Here is a 19,486-nt window from a genome sequence, read left to right on the forward strand (position 1 = left end):
CAAAAATTTTTCTTGATTTATTCTAAAAGTTATGCTATAATATACTTTGGAGTTGTTCCGGCGTAGCTCAACGGTAGAGCGGGTGGCTGTTAACCACTAGGCTGGGGGTTCGAATCCCTCCGCCGGAGCCATCGTAAAAGGCCCAGCGAAAGCTGGGTCTTTTATTTTTTTATCTTGACATTATAATTAAATTTTGATATAATACAAAAAATTCGGAGGGATTTGTATGAAACAACAATTATTTATTATTTTGAAAAAAATAAATAATTTATTAGAAAAATTCAATAACTACTGTTATTATTATGCAGGAGAGCACTTATGGTCTCCTGCGGGTTTTGTTGTTTAAAACCATCAGGATATAAAAAAGCAGTGGCCGTAAGTGCAATAAAAAAGCACTTGCGGCTTTTTTTATTAGAATAGTAATATTATAATTAAAGGGAGGGGTATATATGGGAACTGATTTAAAAGATTTACGTTTAGTTTCAAAAAAAAATGTGGGAAAAAGTTTAGTGAAAGTATCTAGTAGTTCTTTAAATTCAGAAGTTGTTTTTGGAAAAGATTTCGTATTTATTGCTGGTCCATGTTCAGTAGAAACAGAGGAACAAACTATTCAAACTGCAATTGCCGTAAAAGAAGCTGGAGCACATATGCTTAGAGGTGGTGTATTTAAGCCGCGAACATCTCCATATTCATTTCAAGGGTTAGGATTGAAGGGATTAAAAATTTTAAAAAAAGCTTCTGAAATAACTGGGTTACCTATTGTTACAGAAGTTCTTGATCCAAGAGATGTCCATTGGATAGCTGAATATGTAGATATGCTTCAAATTGGTGCTAGAAATATGCAGAACTTTTCCTTACTTCGTGAAGTTGGAAAGAGCAATAAGCCAGTATTATTAAAAAGGGGAATGAATTCTACATTAGTAGATCTTCTATATAGTGCAGAGTATATATTATCAGAAGGAAATAAAAATGTTGTTTTATGTGAAAGAGGAATACGTACATTTGAAAATTATACAAGAAATACTCTTGATATTTCAGCAGTTCCCTCTTTAAAAGAACTTACCCACTTACCAGTTATTGTTGATCCTTCACATGCTGCTGGCAAGAATTCTCTTGTAATTCCACTTGCTCAAGCTGCAGTTGCTGCTGGAGCGGATGGAATAATTGTAGAGGTTCACATATGTCCTGAAAAAGCATTGTCAGATAAAGAACAAGCATTAACTCCTCAGCAATTTAAATATCTTGTAGAAAATGCCTTGGCTATTAAAAAAGCATTGAAGAATGCAGAAAATAAAAAAATTATATAATATAATTAATAATTTTAAATCTTAAAAGGAGTTGGAAAAAATGATAAAAAAATTGAATAATGCAATAAAAGTAACTAAGTCTACAGTAAACGGTATGTGTTTAATTCCCCCTTCCAAGAGCTATTCTATTAGAGCATTATTTGCAGGATTACTTAATTGCGATGAAGCTAAATTATACAATATTTCAAAATGTGAAGATGTATTAGCTACAATTGAAGTTATAAAAAAATTAGGAGCTAATATATCTATAATAAATGAATCAGAAGTAAGCATGGATATATTAATTTCTGGTAATTGTGGATTTAGTAATTTTAATTCTAAGGGTATTTCTATTATTAATTGCGGAGAGTCTGGATTATGTGCTAGAATGATAATTCCTATACTTGGATTAATAAAAGATAATAAACAAATTTATACAGTTACAGGGAGAGGTTCACTTTTGAAAAGACCGTTTAATGTTATTAGTTTTTTAAAAGATTTTGGTATGAATATTCAATTAACAAATAGTAGTGTGCCGGTATTAGTTAGTGGAAATTTGAAACATCATAATGGAGTTATAGATCTTTCATTAACAACACAAGTTTTTTCAGGATTATTAATGGCATTGCCAATAATTGCTGGAAAAAGCCAATTAAAAATTATCAATAAAACAAGTATTCCATATGTAATGGCGACTTTAGAAGTTTTGAAAGATAGTAATATAAATATAAAGTATTCTAATAATATGAATGAGTTTGAAATTGAAGGTAATCAGAAATATTCTTTTTCAAAGTATATTGTTGAAAATGATTGGTCTAGTGCAGCTTTTATATTAGTAGCTGGAGCAATAGCAGGAGATAAAATTGGGATTTATGGCTTAAAAGAAAATTCCTCACAAGCTGATTCTGTAATAATAGAAATACTAAAAGAAATAGGGCTAGATGTTAAATTTTCAGAAGATGTTATATATGTTTCTAAATCTCAAGATATATATAATTCTTTTAAATTTGATGCAAAAGATGCCCCAGATGTCGTTCCTGCTTTAGTTGCATTAGCAACTAGTTGTAAAGGGATTAGTGAGATTACTAATATAGACAGATTAAAATATAAAGAAAGTAATAGAGTGGAAAGTTTAATAGCCTCTTTTAAAAATATAGGCATTGATATATGGTATGAAACAAAAAATGGAGGAACAATGTTCATAAAAGGAGGAAAGATTAAAGGTGGAATTGTTGATTCACAAAACGATCATAGAATAGCTATGTCTCTTGCTGTTTCTGGCCTTGTTAGTGAAGAAGGAGTAATTATTAATAACCCATATTGTGTAAGAAAATCTTTTCCGAATTTTTTTGATGTATTAGTCAAAATATCAAATAATAAGTAATAAAAATAAGAAAGAGGGTGAAAAAATGTTAGAAAATAAAAGGTTATTGATAATAGGTCACGGGAGGATGGGTAAATGGTTTGCTAAAGAATTATCCAAAATAAATAATATTGAGATAATGGTTTATGATATTAAAAATCAAGATTTTCAAAAGAGTAGAAATTATGTTATAACAAATGATTTAAAAAAAGTTTCTGAATTTAATCCATCTTTCATATTAAATTGTGCACCACTTTCGAATACAATAGATGCATTTGAGAATATTGTAGAAAATATTAATAATAAGAAAAATATTGTTTTTGGAGATATAGCTTCTATAAAAAATGATGTAAAAAAATTTTATCAATTACATAATTTAAAATATGTATCTTTTCATCCAATGTTTGGTCCAACATTTGCAAATATGGGGAATTTAAAAGGAGAAAATGTTATTTTTATTTCAGGTTCAGAAAATAATTATTTGGAATTTTTTAAATCGTTTTTTACTAAATACAATTTAAAAATTCATACTCTTAGTTTTGATGAACATGATAAAATGATGGCATATTCATTAAGTGTACCATTTATATCTTCGTTGGTTTTTGCTGGTCGTGTTGATAAAACTATTGTTCCTGGAACAACATTTGCAAAACATTTATCAATTGCAAAAGGGGTTCTTATGGAAGATACAAATTTGATTTCAGAAATATTATTTAATTCTCTTACAGTTGAAGAAATAGGACGAATAAATTCGAATTTGGAGTATTTAAAGCATATCATAATGACAAAAGATAAAGAAGAATTGGAAAAATTTCTAAGTAAATTAAGAAATAATGTTCTATGAATTAATAAGGAGGAATTTATATGAAATTTGTTGATAAAATACCAATATCAAAGACAATAGAAATTAATACTTTAGCTAAGAAATTAATTGAAGATGGAAAAGACGTAATAAACTTAACTGCAGGCGAACCTGATTTTCCCACGCCCAATATTATTAAAGAAAAAGCAAAAGAAGCTTTAGAAAAAAATTTTACAAATTATACAGATAGTAAAGGTATTCCAGAGTTAAGAGAATCAATATCAAGAATGCTTTATAAAAAAGATATACACTTTTTACCAAATGAAATTTTAGTGACAAATGGAGGGAAACAAGCTTTATTTAATACATTTCTTTCTATTTTGGATAGAGAAGATGAAGTTATTTTATTTTCACCATTTTGGGTGAGTTATGTTCCTGGGATTTTATTAACTGGAGCGAAGCCAGTAATTTTAAAAACCGAATTTGAAAATAATTTTTTACCAGATATAAATAAACTAAGGAAATTAGTTACTTCGAAAACCAAAGCGATTTTAGTAAATTCTCCGAATAATCCTACAGGTGTTATATATCCAGAAGAGATTGTGATAGAAATATCGAGAATAGCAAATGAGAACAAAATTTTTGTGATTACTGATGAGGTTTATGACTTTTTAGTATATGAAGATAATTTTTCATCTTTTGCTAAATATGTTGATAAAAATCAATTGATTTATATCAATTCTTTTTCAAAAAGCTATTCAATGACTGGATGGAGAATAGGTTTTGTTGCGTTAAAAAATCAATTAATTTACAATAGAATAGTAAAAATACAGGGGCATTCAATAACATCTGTAAATTCAATTGCTCAATATGCATCAACAGTTATTGATGAAGTGGATAATTCTTATATGCTAAAAGAATTCAAAAAAAGAAGAGATTTTGTCATAAGCAAATCAAGGGAAATAGGATTAACTTTTGTTAATCCTAAAGGAGCTTTTTATCTATTTTTCAAATCACCGATTGAAGATGATAGTTTATTTTGTAAAACAATTCTTGAAGAAAAATTAATTGCTTTAATTCCCGGAAGTGCATTTAACGAAAAAGGATTTGTAAGACTATCCTTTACAAATTCAATAGAAAAATTAGAAGAAGGTTTTAGAAGAATCAAAGAATTTGTGTAATATTTATCACATCCATTTTTTCTTTTTAAATATATATAACATTATTGCAGAAATTATAGCCATAACCATAAGAACAATCGGATATCCATATTTTGATTGAAGTTCTGGCATATATTTGAAATTCATACCATAAATACCAGTGATCAAAGTCAATGGGATAAATATAGTTGAAATAATTGTAAGTATTTTCATTATTGAATTCATTTTATTATTTACCATATATAAATAAAAATCGAACAAATCATTTGCGGAATTTATAAGTGTTTCTGATATATCAGTTATTTGTATGGTGTGATCATATAAATCTTTGAAATATTTGAATGAATCTTTTATCAATTTGGGTTTATCATTAACAATTAAAGCAATTACATCTTTTATGTGAAGAATTGATTTTATCATTATATTTAAATTCTTTTTTATATAATATATTTCTTTTTCCTTTTCTGGTGAAGATTTTATTAATAAATTCTCTTCAATGATATTCAATTTTTCCTCGATTTCTTCTAACCTAGCAAAATAAAAATCAATTATAGAATCCATTAAACTAAACAATAAATAATCATTTTTTTTCTTTCTAATGAGTCCCTCATTAGCTCGAATTCTTTTTCTGACAAAATCAAAGACATCACCTTTTTTTTCCTGAAAGGTTATTATATAATCTTCACCTAAAATTATACTGACTTGTTCAATTTCTATAGAAGAAGTAATTTCATTATAAGATAACATTTTTAAAACAATAAAAATATATTCTTCAAAAACTTCTATTTTAGGATGCTGATGTATATTCAGTATATCTTCTATTACTAAAGGATCAATATTATATCGATCACATAACTTTTTTACAGAATCGGTATCATGAATCCCTATTAAATTTATCCAGCGTGTTTTTTTCTCTTCCTTTTTTAAGAAGCAATCTTCAATGTTTTTAGTGTGTATTTCATTATATTCATCTTTATCATAATCAGAAACTTCAATTTCAAAATCTCCATAAAATTTTCCAGTATATATCAATGTTGCTGGAGGAGTACCAAATTTTTTAGTATATTTTTTCTTTTTAGACATGTTTTTTAACCTCCAATAGTTTTTAACCATCTAAAATAGACTAAACATCCTTTAGAATAGGATATTTCAACAATATTATTAATAGTCTCATTACTTATTCCAATAGGATTATCAAAATATAATGTTCCATTTTTCAAAGTGTATTTAAAACCTTCAAAATAAATTCCTTCAGTTTTTTCTGCTAATGAAAAAATAGACCATGTTTCACCAATTTCTACATTTTTTTCAAAAATTTTTGGGATTTTTTGTATCTCTAAAAATTTTTCTGAAAAAATAATATTTGAATTATATTTTTTTAGCAATAACAATGCCCCTAAAATATGATCTATTCTATTCCCTAAAAAGCCAGAAATAAATATATTGTCGGCGTTTTTTTCAATAGAAAATTCAATTGCAAGATCGATATCTGTAAAATCTTTTTCAGGCCTATATTTTATTATCTCAACATCGTTAGATTCTGCCCATTCAATAGATTTTTGAGATGCTGAATCCAGATCTCCAATTAAATAATCTGGCTCTATATCGAGTTTTCTGTATAATTCTATTCCTTTATCAACAGCAATTAAAATATCAGAATTATCAATAATGTTTTTATAAAAATTTAAAGGGCTTTTTGTTTCTCCACCTGATACTATAAACACTCTCATTTTAATTACCATCCTTTTTTATTTGGTTTTTATACTTATTTACTGTTCTTCTGGAAATTTTTATGTTCAATTTTTCTTCTATTAATTTTGATAATTTATTATCAGATATGTCCATGTGTTCTTTTATGAATTTAATAATAATATCTTTCTCATTTTTTTGAGAATCTTTAGTATTAAATATACTGGAAAATGGTAATATTGTTTTTTTTAGATTGACAAAATATTTTGATGATACGCTTCTGCTAACAGTAGATGGGGAGAGGTTAAGAATTTTTGCTACAGTTCTTATACCGAGTCTTTTGGGATTTATACCGGTTTCCAGAAAGGTTTTATTTTCTTTTACTATTAATTCAGCCAGCTTATTTAAATATTCTTTTCTTTTTTTTAATGCATTTTTTAATATATATAATTTTTCCATTTCTTTCTCTATATACTTTTTTAAGTTTTTTTCTTTTACTGATTTTAAGTTTTTTAAATAAACTTCATCAATTTCTGGAATTCTTGGAGTATTAATTTCCCATTTTATATTTTCTCCTTTTTTAAAAAATACAATATCTGGTTTCGAATTTATATATACAATATTTTCGTTAGTCTCTAAACTGGAAAGAGGCATTCCATTTTCTCCCTCTTTTTCCCTAATTTTCAAAGCTTTTTCAAGTGATTCCTCGGCAAAACCGGAAGGTCCAAGATTTTTAAGCGTTTCTATGAGTAAATCATAATCTTTTTTTTGTAATTTATATTTTTTTATGAATTCTTTTTTTGAAATGGTTAATATACCATTATTATCAAGATAATTAAATAAAGTTTCAGCTATTATTTCAAGTTCATCTGGAATAATAGCAAGAAATATAGGTTTTATTTCCTCTAAAAAACTCCTTTTATATGCAGTTGTTTCTAAAATATAATCCATGTAATCTAAGCTATACAAATTTAAATTTTCATCTTCAAACTTTAAAAAAACATTTTCTAAAATGAAATTGTTTATTTCATTATCAAGCTTATTTAATGGCATTTGAACAATATTTAATGCCTGAATTTGTTTTTGAGTTAATAATTGTTTTTGTTTTAATTGTTGAAGAAGTTTCCTTTTAATCATTCATAACCTCCAATAATGCTCTATATAAATTTTTAGCAATATCAAGAGGTGTAGAATAATATTCAGATTTTTCAGAGCTAACTATTTCAGCAGTTCTTCCCGATAAATAAGAAGCTATAATACTCGCCTTCATAACATCTAATCCCTGAGCTATTAGCCCGGCTATTATTCCAGTTAATAAATCTCCGCTACCACCTTTTGATAAAGCAGTGTTGCCAGTAATATTGAAATATGTTTTTTCACCATTTGTGATTATGGTTGTGGCATCTTTAAATACAATAGTTGCTTTTTTATTTTTGGCAAAATATTCAGTATATTCATAATTTTGCCTTATTTCTATTTCGTCTGTCCTTACGATTCTTTGCATTTCTCCTACATGTGGAGTTAAAACAATATTTTTTCGTAATGTTAATGCATCGACAGCATATAATGCATCTGCGTCTACGACAATAGGTCCTTTAGAATTTTCAACAACTCCCCTTACAAATTGCATAGTTTCATTAGAACGTCCTAATCCAGGGCCTATAACTATTACAGAAGCTTTTTTTATATTTTTTGATATTACATCAATATCTCTTAATGAAAACTTATCTTTATTCAGTGATTTGTATATTATTCCTGGTTCATGTTCTAAAACAGATGAAGATAAAGAACATGGAGTTATCAATCTGACCAAACCAGCACCAATTTTTTGAGCACCGATAGCAGATAACACAGAAGCACCAGGGAACTCAGCAGAACCTGCAAGGATTAAAACATTACCGAAATCATACTTTTGCGAAAACTTAGGTCTTTTGGGTAAAAGCTTTTTTATCATATCGCGGGTTACTAGTTCTCTATGAGAAATGCTAAATAATTTTTTTGGAAAAGAAAGTGGAGCCACAATTATTGAACCGGAATATTCCCTTCCAGGAAAGAAGATATGTCCAAGTTTATAGCTTCCAAAAGTTATAGTTTTATCTGCTTTTATAGCATTTCCGAATACTTTTCCAGTATTGGCATCTATTCCTGAAGGTATATCTATAGAAATTATTTTCCCACGTTTTTTAGAATTAATTATATTGATTATTTCCAACATTTCTTTTTTTAGTTCTCCTTTTAATCCAATTCCTATTAAACCGTCAACTATACAATCTGCTACGCTTACATGATTTTTAAAATCATCATTAATTTCAATAAAATTATCAAATCCAAATTTTTTTATGGTTTTTAATTGTTTTTTAAATAATTCACTTTGATTTTTGCCTATAATAGCAATTTTTATATTTTTATATCCTTCATTATATAATAACCTTGCGGTAGCTAATCCATCTCCACCATTATTTCCTGTTCCTAAGACAAATAAAAAATGTGTATTTTTATTAAAATTCTTTGTAATCTCATTATAGATTGAAATAGCAGCTTGTTCCATTAAAACTTCTGAAGTGATCCCATATTCTTTTGATGTAGAGTCATCAATTTTTTTCATTTCATCAGCAGTTAATATATGCATATAAATGCCTCCTTTTAATAATCTAATTTTATTTTATCACATTTAATATTAATAAAGAAATTTGACAAAATTAATCAAAAAATATATAATTATTTTGAGGTGATAATATGCATCCGTTAGGGACAATATTTTCAAAAATGATAATTTTTAGAAAGCTAAAAATAGGTGAAATAGAAAATTTATTAGATAAAAATATATTAATTATAAAAGAATATGAAAAAAATGAAATAATAAAAACAAGAGGAGAAGAAATAAAAGAAGTAATGTTATTATTAAAAGGGATAATCAAAACTGAAATGACAGAAATAGATGGTAAAGTTATTCAGATAGAAGAAATAGAAGCACCAAATATTCTAGCGTTAGGTGCAACCTTTTCAAAAAGTCCAAATCTTCCTGTTGATATTATTACAGAAGAGAAATGTCTTATTGGATATATTCAAAAAGAAAAAATATATGAACTTGCTATGGAAAATAAAGAGTTTTTAATAGAATTGATAGAGCATTTAGGTACAAAGTTTAATTTTATCTCTCAAAAATTATGGTTTATAACATTAAATAATTTGAAAGATAAAATACTATTTTATTTACATGAAAAAATAAAAAAAAACGATGATGAAAATGTAATAATATTAGACCATTCTATAGAACAACTCTCTCATTTGTTTGGAGTTACAAGACCAGCGCTTTCTCGAGCATTTTCTCGATTAGAAAGTGAAGGTATAATAAAAAAAGAAGGAAATAAAGTGTATATATTAAATACAAAGTATTTTCAAAAATAAGTTTACTTATACGGGAAAATCTAATCTTCAAAGTTGACCTGTTCCATTGGAGTTTTCATTCATTTTATTTTTGAATTTCAGTTATATATCTGGTTTCATTCATATTTTTTCAGTAGTATGGCTCCCTTGAAAAAGGGAGTTTTTTATTTTTACCAAAAGATTAGTTGTTTATGAAGTTTAGATTAAATTTTTTGGAGCGTAACATAGGTTACAGATAAATTGGATAAAAAAAGTTATAATTAATATGTAAAATAAAAATAAAAATTTCACAAAGTTGGTGATATTATGAGTGAATTATTTAATAAAAAAGAATATTTGAAGAATTTGATAAAAAGAGCAAACAAAGAAAAAGATAATGAAGAATTGAAAAAAGAATTACAAAAAACCATAAAAGAATTATCAGCAGAAGATGTAGCTTTAGTAGAGCAGGATTTAATGGATAATGAAGGGATAACGATTGATCAAATTCAATCTGTTTGTGATGTGCACTTGGAGTTATTTAAAGAGTATATAGATAAAGAAAAAATTGATGTAGAGCCATGGCATCCTATATATATTTTAATGAAAGAACATGAGTTTATTATAAAAACGACAGAAAAAATAAGAGATATAGCAAAAGATGTACTAAATAAAAAATCTGTTCAGGAAGCATTTCCGTTATTTATGAAACTAAGTATATATTTGGATGATCTGATGGCAGCAGAAAATTATTTTTTAAAGGAAGAAAATGTTTTATTCCCTTATATTGAAAAACACGGTATAACTAAACCACCTGCTGTAATGTGGAAAGAGCATGATCAGGTGCGTGAGATAAGAAAAGAGATAATAGCTATTAAAGAAAACAAAGATTTTGAAAAAGCAAAAAATAAATTTTATAATTTAACTTTACAATTACAGGAATTTTTTATGAATCATGTACATAAAGAACATTCGGTATTATTTCCAACTGCTTTAAAATTAATTAGTGATGAAGAATGGATAAATATCAGACATCAATTTGACGAAATAGGATATTGTGGTTTTGATCCAGAACCAATGAATTCAGAAAAAAAAGAAGTAGAAGAAATTATTAAAGGGAAAATAAAATTACCTAGTGGAGAATTAACAATAGAACAATTAAAGTTTATGCTTAATACTTTACCTATTGATATTACTTTTGTAGATGCAAATGATGAAGTAAAGTATTTTAGTGAATCAAAAGAAAGAATTTTTGTTAGAAGTAGAGCAATAATAGGAAGAAAAGTTCAAAATTGTCATCCACAAAAAAGTATAGATATAGTTAATAAAATAGTAGATGATTTTAAGTCTGGTAAAAGAGATCATGCGGATTTTTGGCTAAAATTAGGGGAAAAGTACATATATATAAGATATTTTGCTGTGAGGAATGAAGAAGGAAAATATTTAGGTACTTTAGAAGTTACTCAAGATATAAAACCAATTCAGGAAATTACAGGAGAAAAAAGGATTTATGATGAATATTAATAAAATTATGGAGGTGTAGAATATGGGTATGTTTTGTTATCAATGTTCAGAAGCAGCAAGAGGTGTGGGATGTGACACTATAGGTGTTTGTGGAAAAACTCCAGAAGTAGCTACATTACAAGATATGTTAATATGGCTTACTAAAGGATTATCATATTGGACATTAAAAGCAAAAGAATATGGTGTAAAAGATGATGAAGCTAATTTATATGTTGCTGAAGCTCTGTTTAGTACAATAACAAATGTAAATTTTTCTGTTGAAAGAATGGTGGAATTTATTGAAAGAGCTATAGAATTAAGAGATAGAGTAAAACACAAATTTTTAGATGCATATGTGGCTAAAGAAGGAAAACCATTTGATGAAAAAGTTCCAGAAGCAGCTGAATGGTATAAACCGGGAGGGGCAGAAGTATATGAATTAAAAGGAATGGAAGTTGGAGTATTTCTTGATAAAAATGAAGATATAAGATCATTGAAGCAATTGTTAATATATGGTTTAAAAGGTATTGCAGCATATACAGATCATGCATATGTTTTAAAATATGCAAATGATGATATATTATATTTCATTCAAAAAGGATTAGTAGAAACATTAAGAGATGATATTACTGTAGATGAACTAATAAACTTAACTATGGAAGCTGGTAAATATGCAGTAGAAGCAATGGCATTATTGGATAAAGCGAATACTTCAACATACGGAAATCCGGAAATTACAGAAGTATATACAGGAACATATAATGCACCTGGAATATTAGTAAGTGGTCATGATTTACTTGATTTAGAGGAATTATTAAAACAAACAGAAGGCACAGGCATTATGGTTTATACACATGGTGAAATGTTACCAGCAAATGCATATCCAGAATTAAAGAAATATAAACATTTAGCTGGAAATTTTGGAAGTGCATGGTGGAAGCAAGATAAAGAATTTGAAGAATTTGGTGGAGCAATATTAATGACAACAAATTGTTTAGTTCCTCCAAAGGAATCATATAAAGATAGAGTATTCACAACAGGGTTAGTTGGATTTGATAAATTAACTCATATTCCAAATAGAACAGATGGAAAACCAAAAGATTTTTCACCAGTAATTAAGAAAGCGTTAGAATTAGGTCCTATTCCTGAAAGAGAAGGTAAAAAATTAGTTATAGGTTTTGCACATGAACAAGTATCTCAAGTAGCAGATAAAGTTATTGAAGCAGTAAAATCAGGTGCAATAAAAAAATTCTTTGTAATGGCAGGTTGTGATGGTAGACATAAAGAAAGAGAATATTATACAGAATTTGCAGCAAAACTTCCGAAAGATAATGTTATTTTAACAGCTGGTTGTGCAAAATATAGATATAATAAATTGGATTTAGGAGATATTGGAGGAATTCCAAGGGTATTAGACGCTGGTCAATGTAATGACTCTTATTCATTAGTAGTTACAGCATTAAAATTAAAAGAAGCATTTGGATTGGACGATATAAATGAATTACCAATTGAATATAATATTGCATGGTATGAACAAAAAGCAGTAGCAGTATTATTAGCATTATTGTATTTAGGTGTAAAAGGAATAAAATTAGGTCCAAAACTTCCAGCATTTGTTTCACCAAACGTATTAAAAGTATTAGTAGATAATTTTGGAATTAATCCAATTACAACAGTAGAAAAAGATTTAGAATTTTTCTTAAGTAAATAATATTAATAATCCCCTCTGTTTCTTAGAGGGGATTATTATTTTTTCTTTACGAAGAAGAAATGGTGTCAGATATATTATTCCTATTATTTCTCTTTTTCTTACTGAAAAATCCACACCTTTTATTGCTTCAGTTCTACTATGATATTGCTTTTTTACTCCTTTAAATTTTATTATTTCCATATATATCCTCTCCTCACATTCTTCTGTTTTTCCAAGATGCAGTTTCCAATATTTATCTATTTTATTTTCTAAAAATATTTCTTTAAAAACATTTTCATTTTTTGAAACATCACCAATTATTTCATTTTCAATTTAAGGACAGGGCAATATTTTTCCTTCTGCATTCAATGTTATGGTTCTATTCAAAAACGGATGGTAATAATAATTATTTCAGAAAGTTTCAGGTGACACTCATTATTAATACATGATAACAATCGACTTTGTTCAATAATATCGTTATATATATCGCGAATTTTTAATTTATTGAATTATAATAATACTTCATAAAGTATACAATTTTTTATTAGATTAGTGTTAATTGAAATAAAGAGAATATTTTTACTTATCAATTTATGTTAATTTTATCAAAAAAAAGAAATAAATCAATAAAGTTAACGTAAATCTCTGATAAATTTTTATTTGCTAAAATTTAATAAATTTACATATTTATAATATCGCTTGATACATTTTTATTGTTAATTTTTTATTATTTATCAGTTTAATTATATTTTTGGTTCGATGAAAAAATAAAAGAGTTACCTCATATGATTAAAATTTACACATTTATTTCACCAAATGTATTAAAAGTATCAAAAGAAAAATAATTGATTCTTAGCAAAAAATAAATATTATTTTTTGTTATTATAGTTTATAATATTCAATTATTATTAAATATAATCCTTTTTTTCTAATTTTTAAAAAATATTTTCCGATTATTATATTTTTAAAAGTACATTACAAATAGTATAATCCAAAGTGTAATTGGGTGGGGATTAATTTATATTTTAGGGAGGTATGGACAAAGTGAAACGCTTTTTTTTGAATGTTTTAGTTATTATTACATTGATTTTGTTATTGTTAACAGGGTGTGTGAAACAAGTTGATGAAAATTCTGGAGAAATTATAACTTCTACCAGTATTGTTAAAGGCGAATGGGCTCAGGCGTATTTCAGAGGAACTCCAAACAATTGGGGAACAACATTAATGCAAAAGGTCGCGCCAAACACATGGGAGATTATAATAACATTTAATAATGGTGATGGATATGGATCTCCACGATTCAAGATAGATCATTATGGGGATTGGAGCGAAAGTTATCCTGCATCTGATTATGTGGTCGAACCATATACTACTTATAAAATAACTTTTTATGATGATACGCATTATATTGATGTAAAAAAATATACAAGTCCTATAAATGGAGTTATGTTACAGGCTTTTCAATGGTATTTACCAGAGTATGATGAAAATACACAAAGAGGTTTATGGGTAGAACTTTCTGAAAAGATGTCTGATTTTGCATCTATGGGAATAACTGCATTGTGGATGCCTCCAGCATATAAAGGCCAAGCAGGAAAAAGTGATGTGGGATATGGTGTGTATGATATGTATGATCTTGGAGAATTTAATCAAAAAGGAAGTATTGCAACAAAATATGGAACAAAAGATCAATATTTAAATGTTGTAAGTTCTGCACATTTATATAATCTCCAAGTTTATGCTGATGTTGTATTTAATCATAGAATGGGTGCAGATGCAACAGAATGGGTTAATGCTACCAAAGTTTCTTGGAATGACAGAAATTTGGAACTTGAAAATAGAGAAATTGAGGCATGGACTGTTTTCGATTTTCCAGGGAGGGCAAATAAATATTCTGATTTCAAATGGAGATGGTATTATTTTGATGGAGTTGATTGGGATCAAAGTACTCAGGAAAGTGCAATATTTCGATTTAACGGAATAGGAAAAGAATGGGATTGGGAAGTTGACACTGAGAATGCAAATTATGATTATTTAATGGGTGCAGATTTAGATATGGAACATCCAGATGTTGTTCAAGAACTAAAGAATTGGGGGAAATGGTATGTTGATTTTACAAATGTTGATGGATTTAGACTGGATGCTGTGAAGCATATAAAGTTTGATTTTTTCAATGACTGGTTAGACTATATGAGAAACACAACAGGAAAAGAATTATTTACTGTTGGAGAATATTGGAGTACAGATATAAACAAATTAAATAACTATATTACAAAAACTGAAGGAAGAATGTCATTATTTGATGTGCCTTTACACCAACATTTTCATGATGCTTCAAATGCTGGTGGATATTATGACATGAGAAATATTTTCAATGGGACACTTGTACAATCAAATCCAGTAAAAGCTGTAACCTTTGTGGAAAACCACGATACACAACCTGGTCAATCACTATCTTCTTCAGTAGAAGATTGGTTTAAACCATTGGCATATGCAATGATTTTATTAAGAAAAGATGGTTATCCGTGTGTTTTTTATGGAGATATGTATGGTGCTCCTAATATAACAGCGCAATATGAAATTATAAAAAAATTAATAGAGGCAAGGAAATTATATGCTTATGGTGATCAATATGATTATTTAGATCATTGGGATATAATTGGATGGACCAGATTAGGAGATTTAGAACATCCAAAAGTTATGGCTGTAATATTAACAGATGGTCCCGGTGGAAGCAAATGGATGTATGTTGGAAAGAAAAATGCAAAATTTGTAGATTATTTAGGAAACAGAAGTGATGAAGTGTGGTCAAATTCTGATGGTTGGGCAGAGTTTAAGGTAAATGGCGGTTCAGTTTCTGTGTGGGTAGAGCAATAAAATAAAGAATAATAAATATGAATTAATTTAGTTTTATTGGAGTGATTGATTTGATAATAGATTAAATCAATCACTCCAATATTATTGATTTTGCTAATAGCTATATACGACAAAAATAGTCTAATATAATTATTTTTTAATAAAAACGAAATATTAAATAGTTATAATTTAATTATAATACCCCTATACAGAGGGGAAAGGAGTGAAATTATGAAGTATGATTTAATAATTATAGGTGGAGGAGCAGCAGGGTTTGCGGCAGCAATGAAAGCAAATGAATTGAATAAAAAAGTATTGATAATTAATGATAACAATAATGTTGAAATTGGTGGTACATGCGTTAATGTGGGATGTTTTCCAACAAAACATATGTTATATAAAGCAGAATTAATACATAAAATATCTAATAATATTTTTGATGGAATAACTGCAAATGTAAAAATAAATTATGAAAAAATTGTTGAAGAAAAAAATAAATTAGTAGAAAATGCAAGAGAAGAAAAATATAAAAAAGTTTTATCTAATTTAGAAAATGTTGATTTCGTTAATGGAAAAGCAGAATTTATAGATAATAATTCAGTTATAGTTAATGGTGAAAAATATTTTGGAGAAAAGTTTTTAATTGCAACAGGTTCAAAAACATTTATTCCGCCTATTAAAGGTATAGAAAAAGTTAAATATTTAACAAATAAAACAGCTCTTGAATTAAAAAAAATACCAGAAAAGTTAATTGTTATAGGAGCAGGTGCATTAGGATTAGAATTTGCACAAATGTTTTCGAGATTTGGTTCTAAAGTTACTATAATAGAGGCAACAGAACATATTATGGGTGGAGTAGATAATGACTTTGAAAAAATGATGAATATTTATTTTAAAAAAGAAGGAATAAAAATTATTAGAAATGTAAAAATAAAAGAAATTAAGAATAAAAAAATTTTGTTTGAAAATAATGAAACGATGGATTTTGATGATGTATTAATTGCAACAGGAAGAATTTCAAATACTGATGATCTGGGATTAGAAAATACTAATATTAAATTAGGTAAAAAGCACGAAATTATTGTTGATAAATATTATCAAGCAGATGAAAATATATGGGCAGCAGGAGATGTAATAGGTAATCCAATGTTAGAGACAGTAGCTGCTAAAGAAGGATTTTTTGCAGTGAATAATATGTTTTTAGAAGAAAAGAAAAAAATTGATTATGATCTTATACCATATGCAATTTTTACAGATCCTCAGTTTGCAAGTGTTGGAATAACTGAAAATGAAGCTAAGAAAAGAAAATTAAAATTCAAATGTAATTTTGTAAAGATAGAAAATTTACCCAAAGCTCTTGCAATTAAAGATACTAAAGGCGCTATAAGATTAGTAGTTGATAGTGAAAGTGAAACAATTATAGGTATTCAATTAATGTCTCCGATGGCTGCAGATATCATTCATGAAGCCACTATGATTGTAAAAAATAAAATGAATATTAATGAAGTAATTAACACTGTTCATATATTTCCAACATTATCAGAAATAATAAAATTAGGAGCTCAAGATTTTAAAAGGGATATAACAAAAATGAGTTGTTGTGTTGAATAGGAGGTTTGAATATGAGTAATGATACAAAAAATAAGCAAAATTTTAGAGTAATTGGTATGACATGTGCAACATGTGCTAAAACTGTTGAAAAAGCATTAAAAAAAGTAGATGGTGTAAAATTTTCCGCTGTAAATTTAGCTACTGAAACAGCGTTTGTTGTTTCAGATGAAGAAATTCCTTTCGAAGAATTAAAGAAAGCTGTTCAAAAAACAGGGTATGATATTTCTCTAGATATTAGTCAAGATATAGAGAAAAAAAGATATGAAGAAACAAAGAAAAATTTAATTTTATCATTATTATTTACTATTCCAATTTCTGTGATGATGTTAGTTCATATGTTATGGAGAGAAATACCTGGATTTTCAGTAATTGAAGTAATAATTGCCGGATTTGTTATATTTTACACCGGTAAAAAAACAATAAAAGGTGCATGGATAGCATTATCCCATTTTCATACTAATATGGATACCTTGATTTTGTTTGGATCAGTAGCGTCATGGATTACAGCCTTATTAAATTCTTTTGGTTTGCCAATAGCATCTTTTGGAACAATTGGCGCAATGATAATGGCTTTGCATTTAACAGGTAGATTTATTGAATCACATTTGAGAGATAAAGCAGCAAAAGAAATAAAAGCATTGATGAATATGCAAGCAAAAGAAGCTAGAGTTTTAGTTGAGGATGAAGAATTATTTATGCCGATTGAAGCAGTGAAAGAAGATTTTATAGTTTTAGTAAAACCTGGTGAAAGAATTCCTGTTGATGGTGAAATAATAGAAGGTAAATCATCTATAGATGAATCAATGATAACAGGGGAATCTATTCCTATTGAAAAAGAAGAGAATGAAAATGTAATTGGAGGGTCATTGAATTTAACTGGAGTTGTAAAAATAAAAGTAACAAAAGTTGGGGAAGATACATTTTTATCTCAAATGGTTAAATTAATACAAGAAGCACAAGGTGCAAAAGTTCCTATACAAGCATTAGCTGATAGAATAACATTATGGTTTGTACCCATTGTTATGACTTTAGCTGTATTAAGTGGATTGATATGGTATTTTAATTTTTATTCACTAACAGGATTTATAAATAATATGAGAAATGTATTTCCATGGATTTTAAATACAAATGATCCATTATCCTTTAGTGTATTTGTTTTTGTAGCTACTATAGTAATAGCATGTCCTTGTGCATTGGGATTGGCTACACCAATGGCTTTAGTTGCTGGTACTGGACAAGCCGCAAAAAAAGGATTGATAATCAGAAATGCAGAAGCAATTCAAACATCAAAAGATGTAAAGGTAGTAATAATGGATAAAACAGGAACAATAACCCAAGGTAAACCTATTGTAGTAGAACATAACATACCTAAAGATAAAGTTAAAATTATTTCTTCAATAGAAAGTATGTCAAACCATCCTTTAGCTAAAGCGATATCTGAAATGACGGAAGAAAGAGTAAAAATAGAAGATATTGAAGAAATATCAGGATCTGGGGTAAAGGGAATATTTGAAGGAAAAGAATATTTTATAGGTAAACCAAAAAACAATTATGATGAATTAAATAGTAAAGCATATACAGTAATTGAGGTGTATGAAGATAATAACTTATTAGGTTATATTGCAATAACAGATAAAATTAGAGAAGATTCGAAAATAGCTATTGAAGAATTTAAAAGAATTGGTATAATACCAGTTATGGCAACTGGTGATAATGAAAAAACAGCTAAAGCTGTTGCTAAAGAAGTAGGGATAGAAGAAGTTTGGGCTGGAGTTAAACCAGAAGATAAGTTAAATATAGTAAGAAATTATCAAGGTAAAGGATTTAAAACATTAATGGTTGGAGATGGAATGAATGATGCCGCAGCTTTAAAAGGTGCAGATATTGGAGTAGCTATTGGAAGCGGAACAGATTTAGCTATTGATAATGCAGATATAATAATAGTGAAAGGTGGAGTTTCAAAAATAGTTGATGCTGTTGAAATATCTAGAAAAACATTTTCTATTATAAAATCTAATTTATTCTGGGCATTTTTCTATAATGTAATTGCAATTCCTGCAGCAATGGCTGGATTATTACATCCTGCTATAGCAGAAACTGCAATGGCTTTTAGTTCAATAACAGTAGTATTAAATTCTTTGAGAATTAAAGGGAGGTAGA

Annotated in this window: 15 protein-coding genes and 1 tRNA gene; 11 read left to right on the plus strand and 5 right to left on the minus strand. The window is 27.6% G+C overall.

Translation table 11 applies throughout. From position 1 onward, the window contains the following. The first annotated feature begins 56 nt into the window (after positions 1 to 56). From JRV97_RS09340 to JRV97_RS09360, 5 genes are all read left to right on the plus strand, one after another. A tRNA-Asn gene (locus JRV97_RS09340) sits at positions 57 to 131 on the plus strand. Positions 132 to 449: 318 nt separating this feature from the next. After that, positions 450 to 1,307 (plus strand): 3-deoxy-7-phosphoheptulonate synthase, encoded by an 858-nt coding sequence (aroF, locus tag JRV97_RS09345; RefSeq protein ID WP_280998308.1) that lies wholly within the window; start codon positions 450 to 452, stop codon positions 1,305 to 1,307. Positions 1,308 to 1,347: 40 nt separating this feature from the next. Next, a complete protein-coding gene (gene aroA, locus JRV97_RS09350; protein WP_280998310.1) occupies positions 1,348 to 2,670 on the plus strand; it encodes a 3-phosphoshikimate 1-carboxyvinyltransferase in 1,323 nt (440 codons plus the stop codon). 25 nt (positions 2,671 to 2,695) lie between these two features. Further along, positions 2,696 to 3,493 (plus strand): prephenate dehydrogenase/arogenate dehydrogenase family protein, encoded by a 798-nt coding sequence (locus JRV97_RS09355; RefSeq protein WP_280998312.1) that lies wholly within the window; start codon positions 2,696 to 2,698, stop codon positions 3,491 to 3,493. 14 nt (positions 3,494 to 3,507) lie between these two features. Continuing rightward, positions 3,508 to 4,632 carry an aminotransferase class I/II-fold pyridoxal phosphate-dependent enzyme gene (locus JRV97_RS09360; RefSeq protein ID WP_407081585.1) on the plus strand — a complete coding sequence of 375 codons (1,125 nt, stop codon included), beginning with the start codon at positions 3,508 to 3,510 and terminating at the stop codon, positions 4,630 to 4,632. 6 nt (positions 4,633 to 4,638) lie between these two features. Here the strand turns inward: JRV97_RS09360 and corA are convergent, their stop codons facing one another. Genes corA through JRV97_RS09380 form a run of 4 tightly spaced genes read right to left on the minus strand, consistent with a single transcriptional unit; the run spans position 4,639 to position 8,929 of the window. Beyond that, entirely contained in the window at positions 4,639 to 5,694 is a 1,056-nt protein-coding gene (gene corA, locus JRV97_RS09365; RefSeq protein WP_280998316.1) for a magnesium/cobalt transporter CorA, read from the minus strand. Between the two features lie 5 nt (positions 5,695 to 5,699). Beyond that, positions 5,700 to 6,341, minus strand: coding sequence for a thiamine diphosphokinase (locus JRV97_RS09370; RefSeq protein WP_280998318.1), 642 nt, complete (start codon positions 6,339 to 6,341; stop codon positions 5,700 to 5,702). Position 6,342: 1 nt separating this feature from the next. Next, positions 6,343 to 7,437, minus strand: coding sequence for an RNA polymerase factor sigma-54 (locus tag JRV97_RS09375; protein WP_280998320.1), 1,095 nt, complete (start codon positions 7,435 to 7,437; stop codon positions 6,343 to 6,345). Next, a complete protein-coding gene (locus JRV97_RS09380; RefSeq protein ID WP_280998322.1) occupies positions 7,430 to 8,929 on the minus strand; it encodes an NAD(P)H-hydrate dehydratase in 1,500 nt (499 codons plus the stop codon). Before JRV97_RS09380 ends, JRV97_RS09375 begins: the two co-directional genes overlap by 8 nt. A gap of 107 nt (positions 8,930 to 9,036) precedes the next feature. On the opposite strand from JRV97_RS09380, the gene JRV97_RS09385 reads away from it, so the two are divergent. From JRV97_RS09385 to hcp, 3 genes are all read left to right on the plus strand, one after another. Next, complete coding sequence (locus JRV97_RS09385) at positions 9,037 to 9,708, plus strand: Crp/Fnr family transcriptional regulator (RefSeq protein WP_280998324.1); 672 nt, start codon at positions 9,037 to 9,039, stop codon at positions 9,706 to 9,708. Between the two features lie 285 nt (positions 9,709 to 9,993). Beyond that, positions 9,994 to 11,190: a DUF438 domain-containing protein gene (locus JRV97_RS09390; protein ID WP_280998325.1), complete on the plus strand. Its 1,197-nt coding sequence runs from the start codon at positions 9,994 to 9,996 to the stop codon at positions 11,188 to 11,190. 28 nt (positions 11,191 to 11,218) lie between these two features. Beyond that, positions 11,219 to 12,880, plus strand: coding sequence for a hydroxylamine reductase (hcp, locus tag JRV97_RS09395; RefSeq protein ID WP_407081586.1), 1,662 nt, complete (start codon positions 11,219 to 11,221; stop codon positions 12,878 to 12,880). Here the strand turns inward: hcp and JRV97_RS09400 are convergent. Further along, positions 12,869 to 13,060 (minus strand): hypothetical protein, encoded by a 192-nt coding sequence (locus JRV97_RS09400; protein ID WP_280998327.1) that lies wholly within the window; start codon positions 13,058 to 13,060, stop codon positions 12,869 to 12,871. The two genes, hcp and JRV97_RS09400, sit on opposite strands and share 12 nt — an antisense overlap. 843 nt (positions 13,061 to 13,903) lie before the next feature. Here JRV97_RS09400 and JRV97_RS09405 point away from each other — a divergent pair. The 3 genes from JRV97_RS09405 to JRV97_RS09415 all read left to right on the plus strand — a co-directional run bounded on the left by JRV97_RS09405 (position 13,904) and on the right by JRV97_RS09415 (position 19,485). Further along, positions 13,904 to 15,736 carry an alpha-amylase gene (locus JRV97_RS09405; protein WP_280998328.1) on the plus strand — a complete coding sequence of 611 codons (1,833 nt, stop codon included), beginning with the start codon at positions 13,904 to 13,906 and terminating at the stop codon, positions 15,734 to 15,736. A 210-nt stretch (positions 15,737 to 15,946) separates the two neighbouring features. After that, complete coding sequence (gene merA, locus JRV97_RS09410) at positions 15,947 to 17,326, plus strand: mercury(II) reductase (RefSeq protein ID WP_280998329.1); 1,380 nt, start codon at positions 15,947 to 15,949, stop codon at positions 17,324 to 17,326. An 11-nt stretch (positions 17,327 to 17,337) separates the two neighbouring features. Next, on the plus strand, positions 17,338 to 19,485 hold the full coding sequence (locus tag JRV97_RS09415; protein WP_280998330.1) for a heavy metal translocating P-type ATPase: 2,148 nt from the start codon (positions 17,338 to 17,340) through the stop codon (positions 19,483 to 19,485). Position 19,486: the final 1 nt, after the last annotated feature.

Origin of the sequence: Marinitoga aeolica (assembly GCF_029910535.1) — a bacterium.
Lineage (GTDB): Bacteria > Thermotogota > Thermotogae > Petrotogales > Petrotogaceae > Marinitoga > Marinitoga aeolica.